The sequence below is a fragment of the Paenibacillus sp. FSL R10-2782 genome (assembly GCF_038592985.1).
In the GTDB taxonomy this organism is placed as follows: domain Bacteria; phylum Bacillota; class Bacilli; order Paenibacillales; family Paenibacillaceae; genus Paenibacillus; species Paenibacillus terrae_C.
The window spans coordinates 2,218,895-2,237,274 of sequence record NZ_CP151951.1 but is presented as its reverse complement, the minus strand read 5'-3'; the positions used below and the strand labels follow the sequence as shown (position 1 = coordinate 2,237,274).

Below are 18,380 nucleotides of genomic sequence, written 5' to 3'. Positions count from 1 at the left end.
TGGCGATGAGAACGTACCCATGGACTCCACTTTTTTGGAAGGAAAAAGGGTGTTCCACAAGCATCGTTTCATATATATTTTATTATTTGACAAATGGCATTGTCAAGGGAATGCAAACTTTAGTAGATTACCATGTGGCTTTCCATGTGATAACCAGCTCATCCTGTTCGCCTATGCCAGCTAATGGATGCCCGGCTGTTTGAAGCTATTCATCCCACAGTGATAATTCCTCGTCATCGGAAGCCCCGTCTTGCTCGGCCATTGTAAGATGATTAACTACGCGGCGTGTCATATCCCCCGAGTACCCGCGTCTCATGAGAAAGGGGTACGTTTTCCGTTTTTTCTCCATTATATCTCCACGCACCTGATTCCATTTCTTGCGTCCGACTATCAAAGCACTCTCCCATTCCTCCTGATCGCTGACCTCACCTAAAGCTTCCCCGATAGAGGCTTTAGAAATGCCCTTTTGACGCAGTTCCTGCCTTACCCACATCTTCCCCTTCCGTTGGCTCGTTATGCGTTGCCTTGCCCACTGACGGGCGTACAGATCGTCATCCACAAGTTGTTCCCACTCCAGACGGTCCAACACCTCAGCAATTACAGCTTGACCCATTTCCTTTTGCGTCAAACGCTGCTCAATCTCCTGACGTGTACGCGGCTTTCGTCCCAAATAACGAAGTGCCTGCACATACGCCTGTTGCTTTTCGTCCGCCAGAACGATTTCTTCCAGTTCCTTTTTGACAAAAGTCGTTCCCTTGAACATATTGAACTTGATCATTACATCTTCCAGTATGGACAATGAATACGGACCAAAATGAATCGTGTATCTTCCGCGTTTCCTGCCCTGTCCCTGTTCCACCCTCGTAATCATCAATTCCTCATGATCGGGAAAAAGGAAAATACCTTGCTGCTTATCTTCTTTCGAAATATGTCCACCTTCATCTTCCAATTGCAATGTGCTTCCCTCACTTTGATATTCACGAAGGCAAGCCGAGAACGCCCGCCACGCATCAGTAAAATGTCAGCTAACACTAGGCCATATTCGATGCAAAAATGCCCTGCACAACTGTGCAGGGCATCAGAATCATGCTATTCAAACGGACTGTGCCATAACCCCGGCTTCATTCACAAACCAGGCATTAACTAAGCTTTATTCAAGCTCCAGCAATTCCTGCTCTTCCTTGGCTTGCTGTGCCAACTCTTCTTCTGTCGGGGGAGCTACCGTCGTAATCAGATTGCTGGCCACACGAATTTTTTGCTCGATCGTACTAGCAATGTTCGGATTTTCCTTCAAAAATTGCTTTGCATTTTCACGTCCCTGACCGAGTCGCTCACCTTCATAAGAATACCAGGCTCCGCTCTTGTCAACAATGTCATGCTCTGTACCAATGTCGATCAAGCTGCCTTCTCTGGAGATGCCTTCGCCGTACATAATATCCACCTCGGCCTGGCGGAAAGGAGGTGCCACCTTGTTCTTCACTACTTTAATACGTGTGCGGTTACCTACAATGTCGTTCCCCATTTTCAAGCTCTCAATACGACGGACATCCAAACGTACAGTGGAGTAAAATTTCAGAGCACGTCCGCCTGGTGTCGTTTCAGGATTACCGAACATAACGCCTACTTTTTCACGCAATTGGTTAATAAAGATAGCAATCGTTTTCGACTTGTTAATAGCACCGGACAGCTTACGCAATGCCTGTGACATCAAACGGGCTTGAAGACCAACGTGGGAATCTCCCATCTCTCCTTCAATCTCCGCCTTCGGCACAAGTGCTGCTACAGAGTCAACAACAACAATATCCACTGCCCCACTACGTACAAGCGCTTCGGCAATCTCAAGTGCCTGCTCCCCTGTATCTGGCTGCGATAGTAACAGCTCATCAATATTAACACCCAACTTGCTGGCATACGACGGATCAAGCGCATGCTCGGCGTCGATAAAGGCGGCTTGTCCGCCTGCTTTTTGTACCTCTGCGATAGCATGAAGTGCTACTGTCGTTTTACCAGACGATTCCGGTCCATATATTTCAATAACTCGGCCTCTCGGGAAGCCGCCCGTTCCTAACGCAATATCCAAAGCAATCGAACCACTGGGAGAGGTTTCCACTTGCATATGTGTGGACTCACCTAACTTCATAATGGAACCTTTACCGAATTGCTTTTCTATTTGACGGAGCGCCATATCCAGCGCAGCACGACGATCTGACAATAAACTCACATCCTTCGTTGTTTGTACTTTAATAATACCTTGTTTTGACACGCTTGCCAAGCATTTTTTCGAACATACATTCGTTTTTTTTGTTAGTCAGTTCTCTTTTATACTTCCATTTGTCTCATAAATCAAAAAAGAACCGCAGGCAAAAAGGCTTTTGCAACGGTTCTTCCGATAATATGATTATATCATTAATCGTTTATCTAAAACAACTCTATGAAAACTCGCGTCGGATACAACTCATAAAGAGTGCTGCTCATTTTCCGCCAGTCTGCGCCATAATCTGTACAGGATTGCCTTAACAGACCGCAGGCGGATCGTTTCACGATTCCCGCTCAGTTTCAGCTCGTATACCTCAGTTTCTTTGTCGCGCTCAGCAATACCGATATAAACCAGACCAACCGGCTTCCGCTCAGAATATCCTGGCCCAGCTACACCAGTAACCGAGAGCCCAAAATCACTGTCCGTGACCATTCTTGCCTGCTCCGCAAGTACAAGAGCTACCTCCTCGCTTACTGCGCCGGGCGCATTGTCCCCCTCCAGATAATCATGTGGCACGTTGAGCAGCTTCTTCTTCATTTCATTGGAATAACACACGATACCTCCCTGAAACATAGCTGCACTACCCGGGACAGAAGTGATATGCTCCATTAGCATTCCACCTGTGCAGCTTTCCGCCGCGCTAACAGTCAGTCCGCGATCGGACATCAAATCCACAATAACCTTCTCCAGCGGGACATCCTCGCTCGCATACATGTATTCCGAAAGACGCTGTTGAATTTCTGCTTCCGTAGCCCCAAGCTTGACCAGTGCCTCGCTCTCGCTGGCCGCCTTGGTGGATATACGGATTGTGACCTCTCCCTCCTTGGCATAAGGAGCAATCGTCGGGTCTGTCTGTGATTGGATCAGATCCAATAAGCGGGTTTCGAGAGCTGACTCACCGATTCCTGCAAACTTTAGCATTTTTGAATAAATCGGCAGCTCCTCACCGCTCAGTGCTTGCTGGAGCAACCAAGGTTTTGCCTGATTCTCAAACATCGGCTTGAGTTCCTTCGGCGGTCCAGGCAAAACCACATAATATTTACCATTCTGTGCAATCGCATCGCCCACAGCCAGACCTGTCTCATTTCCAAGCGGGGTAGCCCCTTCAATGGAAAGCGCTTGACGCCGATTATTTTCGGTCATTTCTACCCCGCGATTACGGAAAAACTGTTCCAGCTTATCCATAGCGAGACGGTCTATATGCAATTTACGCCCCAGCACAGCGGCGATTGCATCTTTCGTCAAATCATCCTGAGTCGGTCCCAAACCGCCCGAGAACAAAATAATATCCGCACGCTTCTGAGCCAGACGCACCGCTTCCTGAAGCCGATCCATGTTATCGCCAACAACCGTCTGAAAATATACATCAATCCCAATCGTAGCCAACTCTTGTGACAAATATTGGGCATTCGTATTCACAATTTGTCCGAGCAATAATTCAGTTCCTACTGCGATGATTTCAGCTTTCATCGTTTCTGCCTCCTGTAGAGCGAATGTTGTGAGAATTATGTAAAAGAAACAGCAATAAGTTTAGTCCCTATTGCTGTTTCCATAAAATTTATCCTGTTAAACTTTGGAGGAACTCAGCAAATGGATATTCTTTACAAAGTAATCAATACCCGAATAAATGGTGATCAACACAGCGGCCCATATCGTTATTAAATCAAACGGAATACCCAGAAAAACAAACGGGAAGTTATTAATGAGTAACGCTACAATGGCAACGATCTGGATAATGGTCTTTAATTTGCCCCAGTTGCTTGCAGCGACCACAGAGCCATCCAATAAAGCAATCTGACGCAGACCAGTAACCGCAAACTCACGGCTAACAATGACAACAACAATCCACGAATCAATTTTGCCCATTTCCACCAAAGAAACCAAAATAGCAGTTACCAGAAGCTTATCCGCAAGAGGGTCCAGTAATTTCCCCAAGTTGGTGACCATGTTATTTTTACGGGCCAAGTATCCGTCAAGGCCATCCGTGCTGGCGGCTATGAGGAAAATGATAGCCGCAATCAACTGATTATACGGCAGCTCAAAAGCTCCGATCTCAATCGGCGGCGGATAGAAATCAAAATCCACCAGCAAGGCCAGCATCATTACCGGGATGAGGCAAATCCGCGTTATTGTAATTCTGTTGGGTAAATTCACAACACACTCTCCCCTGATTATCGTACTTGATTAAAAATGGCAGTTTTCGGATTGAATTCAATCCTATGTAAATCGTTTTGAATACCGCTATACACCTGATCATCTGCATTTTCGTTACAAGTATAATATGGTGCAAAACGCATGTCAAAATAACCTGCCGGCGTATCAAGCATCATTTTTTCTTACAATCTACATAAGGGAAAACGGCTTTATTTCATATTCGTAAATTGAAGTTCCAATGGTAGATCCGCTTTGCACAATAACTGAATGACCGCTTGTAAATCATCCTTGTTTTTTCCGGTCACGCGGATCTGATCACCTTGAATCTGACTTTTCACTTTCAGCTTGGAGTCCCGGATAAGAATGTTAATTTTTTTGGCATTATCCTGATCAATCCCCTGCTTGAGTGCAAGACGCTGGCGCACTGAACCCATAGACGCCGGCTCCAGCTTCCCGTACTCCACGTTTTTAAGAGATAAACCGCGCTTGGCCATTTTAGATTGCAAAATATCAATTACCGCGTTGAGCTTGTATTCGTCCTCCGATGCAATTGTAAGAGCTTCCTTTTCAAGCTTAAGGCTGCTTTTGCTCCCCTTAAAATCAAATCGTGTTTCAATTTCACGCTCCGTCTGATGAACCGCATTGGTCAATTCCTGCATATCCATTTTGGAGACGATATCAAATGAATTTTCTGAAGCCATCGTTTCACTTTCCTTTCCACAACAAAGTTCAATAACTAATTATAGGCTAGTCAATTACAAAAATCCAATAATCCGCTCACTAAAAAGGCGCTCTTGCCAGTTAAGGACAAAAACGCCTTTATTTCATTCGAGCTGTAAACTTTTCTAACTATGGCTACGGGATGGATTCCGGAACATATCCAGAAGTCCCAGCACAATGTGTGCAAGACCAAAGCCCAGTATGCCATAGCCCCATGCGCTTGGGGTCAGATAATAACCAAGCAGGCTGACAATGATACCAAGCCCTGTCACAATCCAGCTGACGGTCATAATGTATACACCTCACTTTGCGGAAAATGAAATGACTGGCTTTCCATGAATTACAGTCATTAGTATCTCCGCGCAATAGAGGGTTTATTCACCGCCAGTAGTCGAAGAATCTATACCGCTCTGTGTTGAACCCGTACTGCCTGTATTCGAATCCGTAGTAGTACCACTCACCCCGGCACTCGTTCCGGTCGATGAAGCTTCTCCTTGCTGTATTAAAACCCGAGTCGTCGATTTATTATCTGTTATCGGTTGACCTGCTACGGAAATATCCGTGGCAGAAGAGCGTCCTGATTTGATATACAAGCCTTCCGGGCCTATATCAAAGGACATGACATCTCCACTTTTGGTCATGCCATAACTCAGCTTTTCACCACGGGAGTTTTGCCCCTTGTATACCTCAAGCCAGCTTTCTCCCGTTGCCTTAATATCAACTTTGACTGTAGCTCCGGTTGCACTGGACACTTTAAAAATCGTCGTTTTGCCTTGCTTGCCATCCTGAGCCACGGTTACACCTTGTTGCGGAGTAGTGGTATTGGGCTGTTGGCTACTGTCAGGAGTGGTCGTATCCGTTCCTGTACCTCCCGATGGTTGGGTTTGCCCCGTTTGCCCAACATCAGGAGTGGTTTGTCCGCCGCCACCATTTGGAGCTGCCGTCTGACCGTTATTCGGCGTTGTCGTCTGAGCACTTCCCTGAGGAGGGGTTGTCGTCGTATTTTGCGGCGGTGTCGTGGTTCCCTCCTTGGTGCTGTTTGGAGTGGACGTAATCGGTGTCGTAATCGGCGTTGTATTCTCGGCTGTTTTTGGAGCTGTATGATTGTTACTCACCCAATATGCATAAATAACCCCAACAATGAGAACCAGAAAAAGCCACATTAAAGCTGTCGGCAACCACTTGAGGTTTCCAATCGTAGCGGGACGGCTGGAGCGTTTCTGTGTCACAGGCTCCATGACAGCTTCCGGCTCCGGTTCAGGTACATTGCTTTTATGTCCTTCCAGAATCTCGTCGGGGTTTAAACCCACTGTTTCAGCGTACGTTTTAATGAAAGCTCTGACATAAAAGCTTCCCGGCAGCACTTTGTAATCGCCCGTCTCAATGGCTTCCAGATAACGTTTGCGTATCTTCGTCATTTCCTGAACATCGTCAAGGCTCAATCCTTTTTGCAGCCGGGCCTCCTTTAATTGCTGACCCAGTTCTGACATGTCATCATCTCCTTGTATAATTACGCTTATTTAAAGATCTTCAGTATAACTGGCTGTAAAGGTATCATAAATAATTTCCTCAGCCGGATTATTGCGAAGTTCAATAATGAAATTGAAATCGTCGAAGCTGTATCCCGATTCACGCACAAAAACGTCAGGATGCTCAATAACCTTCGTACTCGGCATGCTCATAATTTCCTGAAGCAGGTGATAATGTCTTTCATTTGACCGAATTGTACTCACAATGCCGTCAATAATAAATACATTGTTAGGGTTCATTTCCTCTTCGGATAGCTGACTCCGCACCGTCTGCCGTAAGAGCGTTGAAGACACAAAAGTCCAGCGCTTCATGGCGCATACGCTGCTGGCAATGATGGATTCGGTTTTACCCACACGAGGCATTCCGCGAAGTCCAATCACCTGATTTCCATCCCTCTTTAATACTTCACCCAAAAAATCGACCAGTAACCCAAGCTCGTCGCGTGTAAAGCGGAATGTTTTGCGGTCGTCCGAATCCCGATCAATGTAACGTCCGTGTCTTACTGCCAATATATCGACCAGCCTCGGAGCGCGCAACGCCGTAACTGTAATATTGCTGGCCTTTTTTAAAGTATCTCCCAGAATGCGTATCTTCTCGTCATCGTCCGTTTCCAGCAGCATCCCCCGTCTTTCGCCTTCAACACCGTTGATCGTCAGTATATTAACCCCCAGAATACCAAGCATGGAAGCAATGTCTCCCAGCAATCCGGGACGATTTTTATGTATCTTGTACTCCATGTACCACTGTTTCAATTCCTCCGTCACGTTAGCACCTCATTCACATTCAAAACCGTTAACATTTCCAAATCAAAGCCTTATTGTATCATAGAATAACACCATTCGACAAAACCAATTATTGAGACCCTAAAGGCTTCCTGTATTCAACACAATCGCATAAGCCTCAATCACGTTTATGATATATAAATTACAAAGGAATTACAAGAACAGCTCTGTAACCATTACAGAAAAGCCCCCAAAAGGGAGCTTTTCATGTTGGTTCCTGCTTATGCGTTGCTTTTGGCTAATTTGACCATCAGCCGGGCGATAGTGTGACGCTCGTCCTCATCGGCAACTCCCCACAGTTCTTTCAGTGCGCGGTTGGAGTGGTTGGCCGGATCGACCTTCTCATCCAGAAAATCACCGATTTCATAAGCAAGCTCTGAAATGGTATCCTGGCTGATTCCCAGCTTCTCCGCCTGTTCCACACGCTGACCAAGGAACTTCTTCCAGGTATCGAAATTCTGAACAACTGTTGACATACTTAAATCCTCCTTAGATGATTCAGATTTAAAATCAACAGTTATAATATGTTCTTCTCAGGTGCACTCTATACTGGTGATTTCCTCCAAACACTGTACTTGTCGTCAAGTCACCCATCCTCCGTTAGGACTAATGACCTGCCCGTTAATATAACCAGATTCAGGAAGCGCCAGAAAATAAACCAGTGATGAAATTTCATCAGGCCGAGCCAATCGACCGGCAGGGATTTCTTCTTCGAGACTGGAAATTTCCCCTTCGTCCAGATGATCCAGCATAGACGTATCCACTGCACCCGGAGCTACCGCATTTACCGTTACGCCGGAAGGTGCAACTTCTTGAGCCAGTGCTTTAGTGAATGCGTTGATCCCGCCTTTGGTGGTGGAATACAGCACCTCGCACGAAGCGCCGCATATTCCCCATACAGAAGACACATTCACGATACGGCCATAGCGTTGGGAAATCATGTGCGGCATAAAAACCTGCGTACACAAAAAGGTTCCCTTCACATTGACGGCCATCACTTCATCCCATTCCTCTTCCGACACATCTGTCAGCAATCCATAATGAGATAATCCAGCGTTATTCACAAGAATATCTGGCTTCATTCCGTGATTCTCCAGCTTCTCCCGCATGCGTTCAATCTGCTCCTTGCTCCGCAGATCCGCTGACACGGTCATCACCTTGCCTGAATAAGCCATACAACGGCGGGCAACTTCATTCGCTTTTTCATGGGACTTCATGTAGTGAATGACCACATTCATCCCAACAGCCGCAAAACGCTCCGCAATAGCCGCTCCAATCCCGCCGCTTGCTCCTGTGATCAGCACAGTCGTATCGCCAAGGGCTTTTAATTCCCCATCCTTGGTGGTTATCGGTTCCCTCTCCCTGGGCATTACGGACTCACCACCAGCGATATGGCCATCTGATCCCACTGAATATGATCCTTCAGACGACGGTTAACATCCTCAAGTGTAATACTTTCATAGACCGGAAGCAATTGGAAAAAATCGCTATCCCGGAAGCGGTGTCTCGTAAACTCATGCGCTATATTTTCGGGCGAATTAAGCATACGCAGGTAACCGCCGATTTTCTTTTTACGTGCCCGTTCAAAATGTTCTGCCGTGAAGCCCTGTTTTTGAATGGAGCTCACCTCTTTACGTATCCGCGCCAACAGCCCATCCGGGTCCTTTGTATCTCCACCGATAGCAGAGAACGCATACTGCGGTGTACTGTTGTACTCATGGCCGAAGCTATCTGAAATGAGGTCTTCATCGTAGAGCTTTTGATACAGCTGCGTGCTGGAGCCAAACAAAAGATCAAGCATCAACTTGGTTTCCAGATCATGACGAAGCAGTTCCCCACCCGTGAGACCTACCTTGGCTTCTTTGAATCCGAACAACAGCTTAGGGAGAGAAACCGCCAGTTTTACCTCACGACGCTTCTCTGCCACAGTAGCAGGCTCTTCGTCAAAAATACGCTCAATCTCTCCTTGCGGCTTGTAATCCTTTTTCGCCTGATTGTTACGCACCAGTTCTATTACTTCCGCCGGGTCCACTCCGCCTACCACAAAAAGAATCATATTGCTCGGGTGGTAAAAAGCCTCATAACAGCTATACAGTGTTTCTTTCGTAATCGTGCTGATGGATTGAACGGTACCCGCAATATCAATATGCACCGGATGGACCTTGTATAGCGCTTCGATCAGGCCAAAGTAACTCCGCCAGTCCGGATTATCCTCATACATATTGATTTCCTGACCGATAATGCCTTTTTCCTTCTCCACATTTTCATCTGTAAAGTAAGGGTGTTGTACAAAATTGACCAATGTGGTCAAATTCTCCTGAATATGCTCGGTTGCGGAAAATAAATATACCGTTTGATCAAAGCTCGTAAATGCATTGGCCGATGCCCCATTGGAGGAAAAAGTAGCAAAAATATCACCTTGAGGCTCTTCAAACATTTTATGCTCCAAAAAATGGGCGATGCCATCCGGCACCTTAACCGGCTGCTGACCTTCCACACGAAAATGATTATCGACTGAGCCGTATTTGGTCGCAAATGTAGCGTATGTCTTCTGGAATCCCGGTTTGGGCAACACATAAACGTGTAATCCGTTATCCATCACTTCATAGTACAGCGTTTCCTGCAAATGCTCATAAGGTATGTGCTCCACCCGCTATTCCCCCTTCTGGTCTCTCAAGAAATAAATGGTGTCCAGTCGGAACGTCCGGGCGGCATCCTGAACATCCTCCACCTTGACAGCTTCCACCTGGCTCAGCAACTCATCTACCGTCCGATCTTTGCCGGAAAGCTGTCTGTTAAAATCGTAAGCGATCATTTCAAAAGCGGAATCCTGCATTTCCTTCAATAAATTGCGGATCATCGCCTGTGTCTGGGTCATTTCCAGCTCGGTAATCGCACCATTTTGCGTATCTTCCAGTTGCTTGCGAATAATGGTAACCGCTTTTTCATAGTTGGGTATTTCGATACCGGATTGAATCGTCCCTATGCCCTTGTGCCCGTCATACCGTGATGAGGCGTAATACGCCAAACTTTCCTTCTCCCGCACATTGACGAACAGCTTGGAGTGAGGATAACCGCCTAAAATACCGTTGTACATCAGTGCGGAGGCGTATCGATCGTCACCATACGTAATCGGGGTGCGCAGTCCCATGTTTAGCTTGCCCTGATTTACATCAAGACGCTCCACCACCGTTTGTACATCACGCTCCACCGCTTTTGGTTGTTCATGAGCATATCCCTTTTCTTCAGAACGGTTCAATTGGAAATAGCGGTCTACGAACTTCTCCACTTCCTCCAGCGTTGTATCTCCAACCACATACAAATCCATGTTGGCGTTATTTAGCCATTCTCCATAAGCTTTATACAAGCCTTGCGCATCTATACTATTCAGATCAGACCGCTGACCGAGGGGATGCAGACGATAAGGCTCATTTTTGCACATTTCCTCCATGCAGCGCTCTCCAGCATAACGGATTTTATCATTGACTATAGATTCCAGCTTCTTACGTACGTTTTCCCGTTCCTGCTGGACGTATCCGGTGTGAAATGCGCCATTCTCCAATGCAGGCTTTGTCAACACCTCTCCGAGAAAAGCAAATGAACGATCCAGCAAGCTGTCCGAGCTGTTGACAAAGCTGTCATTAATCGTATCCATGCGAAATTGTACGATTTGATAATCTCCGCGTTTATATACATCAAATCCAAAGCCCGCGCCATACAATTGCTCTAATTGTTCTCTGAATTGTGTAGTCTGCGGATATGATTCTGTACCCCTTCGCAATAAGAATGGGGTCAGTCCGACTCGGGTTACCGTTTCCTCTCGTAGTGGAGTACCTACATACAATGATATGGCAAACGTCTTGAAGCGTTTGGTTGGCAGTACATGAATCCTTAATTGTCTGCGCGTCCCACGCTCGAAACCTGTTTTGTTCAAGTCCAAAACTCCTTTGTTACGTCAATTTCGTCTAGCCTTTGATTAGCATGAGCCGCTGTAAATCTTTTTCCTGTAAGGAGGTAAAGTGTGCCAATCTTTATTCTAACGATGCAAAAGCCAAGAAGCAACCGGAGACAAGCTCCCGGCTGCTTCGGTGGTTTACATGCAGAAAATATGCTGGCCAATCGTCTTTACCTGCGGGCGGCTCCAAATCCATTTGGAGGTGGCTGTTTTTGGATTAAAATAATAGAGGCAGCCTCCGCTTGGGTCCCAGCCGTTCAGTGCCTGGCGAACTGCCTTTGTTGCAGTTTCATTTGGCGTGAGCCAGATTTGACCATCAGCTACCGCTGTAAAGGCCCCCGGTTGAAAAATCACTCCAGACGGTGTGTTTGGAAAGCTGGGGGATTTGACCCGGTTCAAAATAACTGCCGCCACAGCAACCTGTCCTTCAAACGGCTCGCCACGGGATTCACCATAGACTGCGTTAGCCATAATTTTGAGATCGTTGTCAGACAGTCCCATCGTATTAGCTGATCCCATTGTTTCATCTTTTTGATCCGGTTTATTATTATCCGCTGTCTTCCCCTGAGCAGAAGCCTCATTTTTACGATGTAAAGGCGTTTCCGTCGGTTTCCAATTAGGGGTTGCATTCACCAGCTTTAGCTTTGTTTTTGCCCCAACCACTCCGTCAGGGGTGATACCAAACTCTTTTTGAAAGCCCTTAACAGCCTTCAATGTACTGCTGCCAAAATGACTGTCCACTTCCGCCCCGAAAAAGCCCAACAGCTTCAAACGGGATTGCAGTTCATATACATCCTGACCGTAGGAACCGTAATTAACCGCCTCTGTGCTAAATGTCGCTTGGGAAGGCTGTGTTGCTTGTACTTCCTGCTGTGTGCTCAGCGGCTCTGCATGCTGCGCAGAGACGTTCGCAATAAGTCCTGTGTACGTGATAGCCGAGGCTGCGAGAATACCCGTGCAAATCCAGACCATTGTCTTTTTCATATGCTGCGCTCTACCTTTCTTTTGTTGGATTAACAGGATGGCTACGTTTATTATGACAAGCTCTGCTTAAAGCTATTCACCCTTTTAATCTTCTTTCATTCGGCCACTCCTATTCCTTAAAAAAAGCAAAAAAAATCGCTGTCTGTACGCTTAGTGTTGTCGGATTTAAACAACCACCATACTTACAAACAGCGATTTTGGATACGATTTTCGGTAAAGCCTATGGTCAGGAACTGACTTTGTTTTGCTGATATTGTTCCAATGAAATAAGCACCTCACGGGGCTTACTTCCCTCATAAGGACCGATGACACCACGAGCCTCCATAGAGTCAATCAACCGGGCCGCACGTGTATAGCCGATTCTCATGCGGCGCTGAAGCAGAGATACAGATGCTTGCTTGGCCTCCAAAATGATGTTGACAGCCTGATCGTACAACTCATCCAGCATTTCATCGGCATTAGCCGATACTTCCTCTATCTCCGGTACCAGCGTTTCATCATATTGTGCTTCGCCCTGCTCACGCACATAGTTAACGATGTTCTCCACTTCCTGATCGCTCATGAACGCTCCTTGAACGCGAACCGGCTTGGAAGCACCCATCGGCATGAACAGCATATCCCCACGCCCAAGCAGCTTCTCAGCCCCACCCATGTCCAGTATTGTACGGGAATCTACCTGCGAGGACACGCCAAAGGCAATACGCGAAGGAATGTTGGCTTTGATAACTCCGGTAATTACGTCAACCGACGGTCTCTGCGTTGCAATGATAAGATGTATCCCTGCGGCACGCGCCATTTGGGCCAATCTTGCAATCGCATCCTCCACATCCCCCGCAGCTACCATCATCAGATCCGCCAGCTCGTCCACAATAACGACGATATAAGGCAGGAACGCAGCAGGATTGTCTTTCATCAAATTATTATAGCCTTCTATGTTACGGGTTCCTGATTTGGAAAATAATTCGTAACGTTTTTCCATTTCCACTACAATTTTTTTCAAAGCGAGTGAAGCGCGCTTCGGATCGGTAACGACCGGTGCCAACAAATGCGGAATACCGTTGTACACGTTCAATTCCACCATTTTGGGATCGACCATGAGAAATTTAACCTCATCCGGCTTCGCCTTGTACAAAATACTCGTGATAATACCGTTAATACACACCGATTTGCCTGAACCGGTTGCTCCGGCCACAAGTAAATGGGGCATTTTAGCCAAATTACCAACAATCGTCTGTCCTGCAATATCACGTCCGAACGCGATGGACAAATTGGATACAGATTCCTGGAAAACGGTCGTCTCCATAACCTCACGCATTGTTACAATAGAAACCTCGTTGTTCGGAACCTCAATACCAATAGCCGATTTGCCTGGAATTGGAGCCTCCATACGAATATCCTTCGCAGCCAGCGCAAGCGCAATGTCATCCGTCAGGCTCACAATACGGCTGACCTTCACACCAATGTCCGGCTGAATTTCATAACGAGTCACCGCAGGTCCACGGACAACCTCCAGTACCTTTGCCCGTACGCCAAAGCTTTCCAATGTGGCCTCCAGCTTGCGTGCCGTTTGCATGTAATCCTTTTGCCCAAGACCCTTGCCCACGTTTTGTGGCTTGGCAAGCAAACGGAACGAAGGGAGCTTGTAAGGCTTGGGTGGCGGTGGAGTAGGAATGGCCGCAGTTGTGCCCTCAGTCTCTTCGCCTGACGTCCCCGTTGCATTCACTTGGGCCCGTCCGTCTGCACTGTCCGGTGTATTATGACCTATTGTTGCCATACCGTCCGTGTCTGTGTTCACAGCGGCATCTATAAAGTTGTCATCCAGCGACTCATCATAAGCTGAATCCGTCTGCTCTGACCCAGCCAAGGATGCCTCTGATTCATCCTCAGGTCTTTTTTCCTCATGCTTCACCTGCTCGAAGAAATCCCGAATGATCGGTGACCTTTTTATCGGAACAGAAGCTTCCTCCTCTAAGTGTTCAACAGTATCGGGCAATTCTTCTGCTTGCTTGGCATCTCTCCACAAGGGCTGTGCTTCCTCAGCTTCATAAGCAGGCTCATGATCAACCTCATCAGCATGAACGGAACGATCATACTTGTCCTCTCCAGCCGGTTTTTTAAGACCAAACAGCTGAAAGAAAATCGGCTGCTTACGTGCAGGAGGCTGCATTTCATCAAAATCATCATCCATATCTTCCTCATACGCAGGAATCGTCTCGGACTTGATTTTTTTATTCCCAGTACCTCTGACAGATGCCGAAAGTGGAGTGGCTTTACCAATCCATTTTTTTCGAACGCTTCCCCCTGCCGCCAGCAGCTTCGTCCGAACAATTCGCACCAGATCCACATAAGACAGTTGGGTCAGCAGCATAAAACAAATCACAAACATTACAATCATAATCAGCTTGGCACCCATAAGACCAAACAGCCACAACAGCACGGTAAGCTGCAATGCGCCGATGTACCCCCCGCTAATATCCTTATTCAGCATTGAGGTATGGCCTTCCTTGTCAGGCGACAGCAACTGCTCACGCATATCTATATGTATCTGGCTCATCACCCCGCCTGGTTGAAGTGCATTAATCGGCCCCAAACGCTGCTCCATAGATGAAATAGAGCTCATAAGCGTAAAGGCAAATACCAGTAGCAACAGCCCCGTTTTACGTGAGTTCCACTGGTTTGGCCATTTGCGGTGAATCATCACCATCAGACCGTAATAAATGCCAATCAGGGGTATGACAAAATAAAATTTCCCCAGTACCAGCCCAAACATCTTGGATAGCGACCGACCGACTGCCGCTTCACCCGACAGCGCAATGACCGCCAATGTAATCAGCACAATGCCGTAAACTTCGAATTTTAGAACTCCGCCAAACGCGGCTTTCTTTTTCCTTTTCCTTCTTCTGGACATTCAAGGTCACCCCCCAGAAGAATATTATACCACGTCACCAGGTATCCGCACATATGTTCTTTTCCAACATTAAACGACCTATTTTCGTCCTATTCGACACCTTCTACGACCATTCGATGACTTGTCCAGGTGCATAACGCGGATTAAGGTAAGTCGCCAGCGGACAATCTAGCAATCGCACGATAATCCCTCTGCGACTTTCGAGCGGCTGCACCTGCATAAGTAAACCGTCAACCCGAATCTCTGCAAACGCCTTCGCCTCCTTCCACATGCCCTCCCACACCATTTCCATTGGCATTACGGTATATAATGTCATTGAGGCAACTCCCCACTATGCTCATTAGGAAGCGTTCCAGTCGAGGTATCTGTAGCATTGGGGGGGAAAGGCACGAACGGAGTCTGCTGCTGAGTCCCTGTAATCCCATTTTGCTGACGTCGAGATTCAATAATGGTGTTCAGTTGTTTCAATGCTTCTCCGATGCCACCAACCGCGTCCATCAAGCCATATTTCACTGCATCGGCTCCCCCAACCGCAGTACCAATATCCCGATTCAGTTCACCGGTTTTAAACATAAGCTCCTTAAACCGCTCCTCGGTAATACGCGAATGGGAAACCACAAAACGTACAACACGCTCCTGCATTTTTTCCATATATTCAAACGTTTGTGGAACTCCGATAACCAAGCCATTCATACGAATCGGGTGAATGGTCATCGTCGCGCTCTCGGCAATATAAGAATAGGTGGACGAGACAGCGATAGGTACACCGATACTATGCCCGCCTCCAATGACAATGGTCACCGTCGGTTTACTCATTGAAGCGATCATTTCAGCAATAGCCAGCCCTGCCTCGACATCCCCACCTACTGTATTTAGCAGAATCATTAAGCCTTCAATATGTGGATTTTGCTCCGCTGCTACCAGCTGGGGAATAATGTGCTCGTATTTGGTCGTTTTGTTTTGCGGTGGCAAAACCAGATGCCCTTCAATCTGACCAATGATTGTCATGCAAAAAATATTGGATTCGCTTCCGGGCATGGAGGTTTGTCCCAGTTGCTGCAAGGCCTCCATAGCAGGGGAAATGGGTCTTTGCCCAACTTCAGGCATAGGTTGATCCGGTGCTTCCGTTTCTTGTCTGCCGGATAATAGATTGCTGTATTGTTCCATGTGGGCGACCTTCCTTTCGCTTTACGCGTCTTTGTGACCCGTGTTCACCCTATAGTATGGGATGGAAATGGAATATTTTATACCCGCCCCCATGGCTTTCCTTCTTTCCTCACCCGGAAAAGCCAAAAAAGCCTCCCCTCCCGCGGAAACCGTCCAATATTTCCTGCGGGAAGAGAGGCGACTGTGTGCCTGTGACTTAAGTTTTTAATTCAGGTTTTTGAGCAAATTTCAATTGAATCACACTTCCATAATGATTGGCAAAATCATCGGTCTGCGACGAGTTTGCTCATACAAGAAGCGACCCAGCGCATCCTTGACGTTTGTTTTAAGGGAAGCCCATTCATTTACATTCTCGCTCATGAGCTTATGCAGTGTGCTTGAGACAATGCGATTCGCCTCATCCAGCAAACCTTCCGATTCACGAACATATACGAAACCACGGGAAATGATATCCGGTCCGGACTTGATCGTGCCGTCCTGCTTGCTCAGGGTGACAACAACAACCAAAATACCGTCCTGTGACAGCAATTTGCGGTCGCGTAATACGATATTCCCTACATCTCCTACACCCAGTCCGTCGATTAACACGTTGCCCGCTGTAACCTTACCAGCTCTGCGTGCTCCACCGTTCTGAATTTCAATAACTTCACCGATATCTGTGATGAAAATGTTGTCCGGCTCTACACCTACCGATTCGGCAAGGAGGGCATGACGACGTTGCATTCTGAACTCACCATGAATTGGCAAGAAGAATTTAGGTTTCATCAGATTCAACATCAGTTTGAGTTCTTCTTGGCTTCCGTGTCCGGAAACGTGAATTCCCGGATTAGCTGCGCTGTAATAAACATTGGCACCTAAACGGAACAGTTCATCAATCGTGCGACCGACGTATTTTTCATTACCCGGTACCGGTGTAGCTGCGATGATAACCGAATCTCCCGGAAGAATATCCACCTTACGATGTGTGGAACGCGCCATTCTTGTTAGAGCAGACATCGGCTCGCCTTGGCTACCTGTGCAGAGAATAACTACGCGATCCGCTGACATTTTGCCAACTTCCTCAGGCTCGATCAGCATTCCATCCGGAATTTCCAAATAGCCCAAATCAGATGCAATCCCTACGACATTAACCATACTGCGACCGATAACCGTCACTTTGCGTCCTGTCGATTCAGCAGCATTAATGACCTGCTGAATACGGTGTACGTTGGAAGCAAAAGTAGCTACAACTACACGCTGTTTCGACTTACGGAAAATGTCTTCCAGCACGATGCCGACGCTTTTTTCCGATGGGGTAAAGCCTGGTTTTTCCGCATTGGTACTGTCTGACAAAAGTGCCAGTACGCCACGTGTGCCGATTTCAGCCATACGCTGCAAATCTGCATATTGTCCGTTAACTGGAGTATGATCAAACTTGAAGTCACCTGTATGAACAACAGCACCTTCAGGAGTATCAATGCATACACCTACAGAATCTGGAATACTGTGGTTTGTTCTGAAGAATGTTGCCTTCAGCGTAGAACCCAGCTTGATTTCGGAATCAGCATTGATCAATATACGTTTGGTTTCCCCAAGCAGATTCGCTTCCTTCAGCTTGTTTTCCACCAGCCCCAGCGTCAATTTGGTACCGTATACGGGTACATTCAAATGTTTCAGCACGTAAGGCAAACCGCCGATATGGTCCTCATGACCATGAGTCAGCACAATGCCTCTTACCTTGTCGCGGTTCTCCGTAAGGTAGGAAATATCAGGAATAACGATATCAATGCCAAGCATGTCCTCTTCCGGGAATTTCAGACCCGAATCCACCACGACAATGTCATTGCCGTATTGAACGACATACATATTTTTCCCGATTTCACCGACGCCGCCCAAAGCGAAAATCATCAATTTATCGTTGTTTGTTTTTTTAGACAAATGAAT

Annotated in this window: 17 protein-coding genes; all 17 read right to left on the bottom strand. The window is 47.0% G+C overall.

Annotated elements, in window-relative coordinates; all coding sequences use genetic code 11:
* Positions 1 to 205: 205 nt before the first annotated feature.
* The 17 genes from NST83_RS10455 to NST83_RS10375 all read right to left on the bottom strand — a co-directional run bounded on the left by NST83_RS10455 (position 206) and on the right by NST83_RS10375 (position 18,374).
* A complete protein-coding gene (locus NST83_RS10455; protein ID WP_342417521.1) occupies positions 206 to 955 on the bottom strand; it encodes a RecX family transcriptional regulator in 750 nt (249 codons plus the stop codon).
* Between the two features lie 195 nt (positions 956 to 1,150).
* Positions 1,151 to 2,212 (bottom strand): recombinase RecA, encoded by a 1,062-nt coding sequence (gene recA, locus NST83_RS10450; protein ID WP_137062776.1) that lies wholly within the window; start codon positions 2,210 to 2,212, stop codon positions 1,151 to 1,153.
* Positions 2,213 to 2,455: 243 nt separating this feature from the next.
* On the bottom strand, positions 2,456 to 3,727 hold the full coding sequence (locus NST83_RS10445; protein ID WP_342417520.1) for a competence/damage-inducible protein A: 1,272 nt from the start codon (positions 3,725 to 3,727) through the stop codon (positions 2,456 to 2,458).
* A gap of 96 nt (positions 3,728 to 3,823) precedes the next feature.
* On the bottom strand, positions 3,824 to 4,411 hold the full coding sequence (gene pgsA, locus NST83_RS10440; protein WP_137062774.1) for a CDP-diacylglycerol--glycerol-3-phosphate 3-phosphatidyltransferase: 588 nt from the start codon (positions 4,409 to 4,411) through the stop codon (positions 3,824 to 3,826).
* A gap of 209 nt (positions 4,412 to 4,620) precedes the next feature.
* The gene (locus NST83_RS10435; RefSeq protein WP_342417519.1) at positions 4,621 to 5,112 is read right to left on the bottom strand and encodes a YajQ family cyclic di-GMP-binding protein; all 492 of its coding nucleotides are present in this window, start codon (positions 5,110 to 5,112) and stop codon (positions 4,621 to 4,623) included.
* A 144-nt stretch (positions 5,113 to 5,256) separates the two neighbouring features.
* Entirely contained in the window at positions 5,257 to 5,421 is a 165-nt protein-coding gene (locus NST83_RS10430) for a hypothetical protein (RefSeq protein ID WP_170970830.1), read from the bottom strand.
* 84 nt (positions 5,422 to 5,505) lie between these two features.
* Positions 5,506 to 6,621 (bottom strand): RodZ domain-containing protein, encoded by a 1,116-nt coding sequence (locus NST83_RS10425; RefSeq protein ID WP_342417518.1) that lies wholly within the window; start codon positions 6,619 to 6,621, stop codon positions 5,506 to 5,508.
* Between the two features lie 30 nt (positions 6,622 to 6,651).
* Positions 6,652 to 7,425, bottom strand: coding sequence for a DUF3388 domain-containing protein (locus NST83_RS10420; RefSeq protein WP_235332175.1), 774 nt, complete (start codon positions 7,423 to 7,425; stop codon positions 6,652 to 6,654).
* A 239-nt stretch (positions 7,426 to 7,664) separates the two neighbouring features.
* Entirely contained in the window at positions 7,665 to 7,919 is a 255-nt protein-coding gene (locus tag NST83_RS10415; protein WP_014281144.1) for a DUF3243 domain-containing protein, read from the bottom strand.
* A 105-nt stretch (positions 7,920 to 8,024) separates the two neighbouring features.
* Complete coding sequence (locus NST83_RS10410) at positions 8,025 to 8,813, bottom strand: SDR family oxidoreductase (protein ID WP_137062771.1); 789 nt, start codon at positions 8,811 to 8,813, stop codon at positions 8,025 to 8,027.
* Positions 8,813 to 10,093 carry a pitrilysin family protein gene (locus tag NST83_RS10405; RefSeq protein ID WP_342417517.1) on the bottom strand — a complete coding sequence of 427 codons (1,281 nt, stop codon included), beginning with the start codon at positions 10,091 to 10,093 and terminating at the stop codon, positions 8,813 to 8,815. Before NST83_RS10405 ends, NST83_RS10410 begins: the two co-directional genes overlap by 1 nt.
* Positions 10,094 to 10,096: 3 nt before the next feature.
* The gene (locus NST83_RS10400; protein WP_342417516.1) at positions 10,097 to 11,377 is read right to left on the bottom strand and encodes a pitrilysin family protein; all 1,281 of its coding nucleotides are present in this window, start codon (positions 11,375 to 11,377) and stop codon (positions 10,097 to 10,099) included.
* Between the two features lie 159 nt (positions 11,378 to 11,536).
* Positions 11,537 to 12,382: a spore cortex-lytic enzyme gene (gene sleB / locus NST83_RS10395; RefSeq protein WP_137062768.1), complete on the bottom strand. Its 846-nt coding sequence runs from the start codon at positions 12,380 to 12,382 to the stop codon at positions 11,537 to 11,539.
* A gap of 226 nt (positions 12,383 to 12,608) precedes the next feature.
* Positions 12,609 to 15,290, bottom strand: coding sequence for a DNA translocase FtsK 4TM domain-containing protein (locus NST83_RS10390; RefSeq protein ID WP_342417515.1), 2,682 nt, complete (start codon positions 15,288 to 15,290; stop codon positions 12,609 to 12,611).
* A gap of 103 nt (positions 15,291 to 15,393) precedes the next feature.
* Positions 15,394 to 15,606 (bottom strand): YlzJ-like family protein, encoded by a 213-nt coding sequence (locus tag NST83_RS10385; protein WP_342417514.1) that lies wholly within the window; start codon positions 15,604 to 15,606, stop codon positions 15,394 to 15,396.
* Entirely contained in the window at positions 15,603 to 16,457 is an 855-nt protein-coding gene (locus tag NST83_RS10380; protein ID WP_137062765.1) for an ATP-dependent Clp protease proteolytic subunit, read from the bottom strand. Before NST83_RS10380 ends, NST83_RS10385 begins: the two co-directional genes overlap by 4 nt.
* A 237-nt stretch (positions 16,458 to 16,694) precedes the next feature.
* Positions 16,695 to 18,374 (bottom strand): ribonuclease J, encoded by a 1,680-nt coding sequence (locus NST83_RS10375; protein WP_044644827.1) that lies wholly within the window; start codon positions 18,372 to 18,374, stop codon positions 16,695 to 16,697.
* Positions 18,375 to 18,380: the final 6 nt, after the last annotated feature.

Excerpts from the sequence above, each read along its gene's own strand:
- NST83_RS10445 (WP_342417520.1), bottom strand. The coding sequence starts at position 3,727 with ATGAAAGCTGAAATCATCGCAGTAGGAACTGAATTATTGCTCGGACAA.
- NST83_RS10435 (WP_342417519.1), bottom strand. The coding sequence starts at position 5,112 with ATGGCTTCAGAAAATTCATTTGATATCGTCTCCAAAATGGATATGCAG.
- NST83_RS10430 (WP_170970830.1), bottom strand. The coding sequence starts at position 5,421 with ATGACCGTCAGCTGGATTGTGACAGGGCTTGGTATCATTGTCAGCCTG.
- NST83_RS10425 (WP_342417518.1), bottom strand. The coding sequence starts at position 6,621 with ATGTCAGAACTGGGTCAGCAATTAAAGGAGGCCCGGCTGCAAAAAGGA.
- NST83_RS10415 (WP_014281144.1), bottom strand. The coding sequence starts at position 7,919 with ATGTCAACAGTTGTTCAGAATTTCGATACCTGGAAGAAGTTCCTTGGT.
- NST83_RS10410 (WP_137062771.1), bottom strand. The coding sequence starts at position 8,813 with ATGCCCAGGGAGAGGGAACCGATAACCACCAAGGATGGGGAATTAAAA.
- sleB (WP_137062768.1), bottom strand. The coding sequence starts at position 12,382 with ATGAAAAAGACAATGGTCTGGATTTGCACGGGTATTCTCGCAGCCTCG.
- NST83_RS10390 (WP_342417515.1), bottom strand. The coding sequence starts at position 15,290 with ATGTCCAGAAGAAGGAAAAGGAAAAAGAAAGCCGCGTTTGGCGGAGTT.
- NST83_RS10385 (WP_342417514.1), bottom strand. The coding sequence starts at position 15,606 with ATGACATTATATACCGTAATGCCAATGGAAATGGTGTGGGAGGGCATG.
- NST83_RS10380 (WP_137062765.1), bottom strand. The coding sequence starts at position 16,457 with ATGGAACAATACAGCAATCTATTATCCGGCAGACAAGAAACGGAAGCA.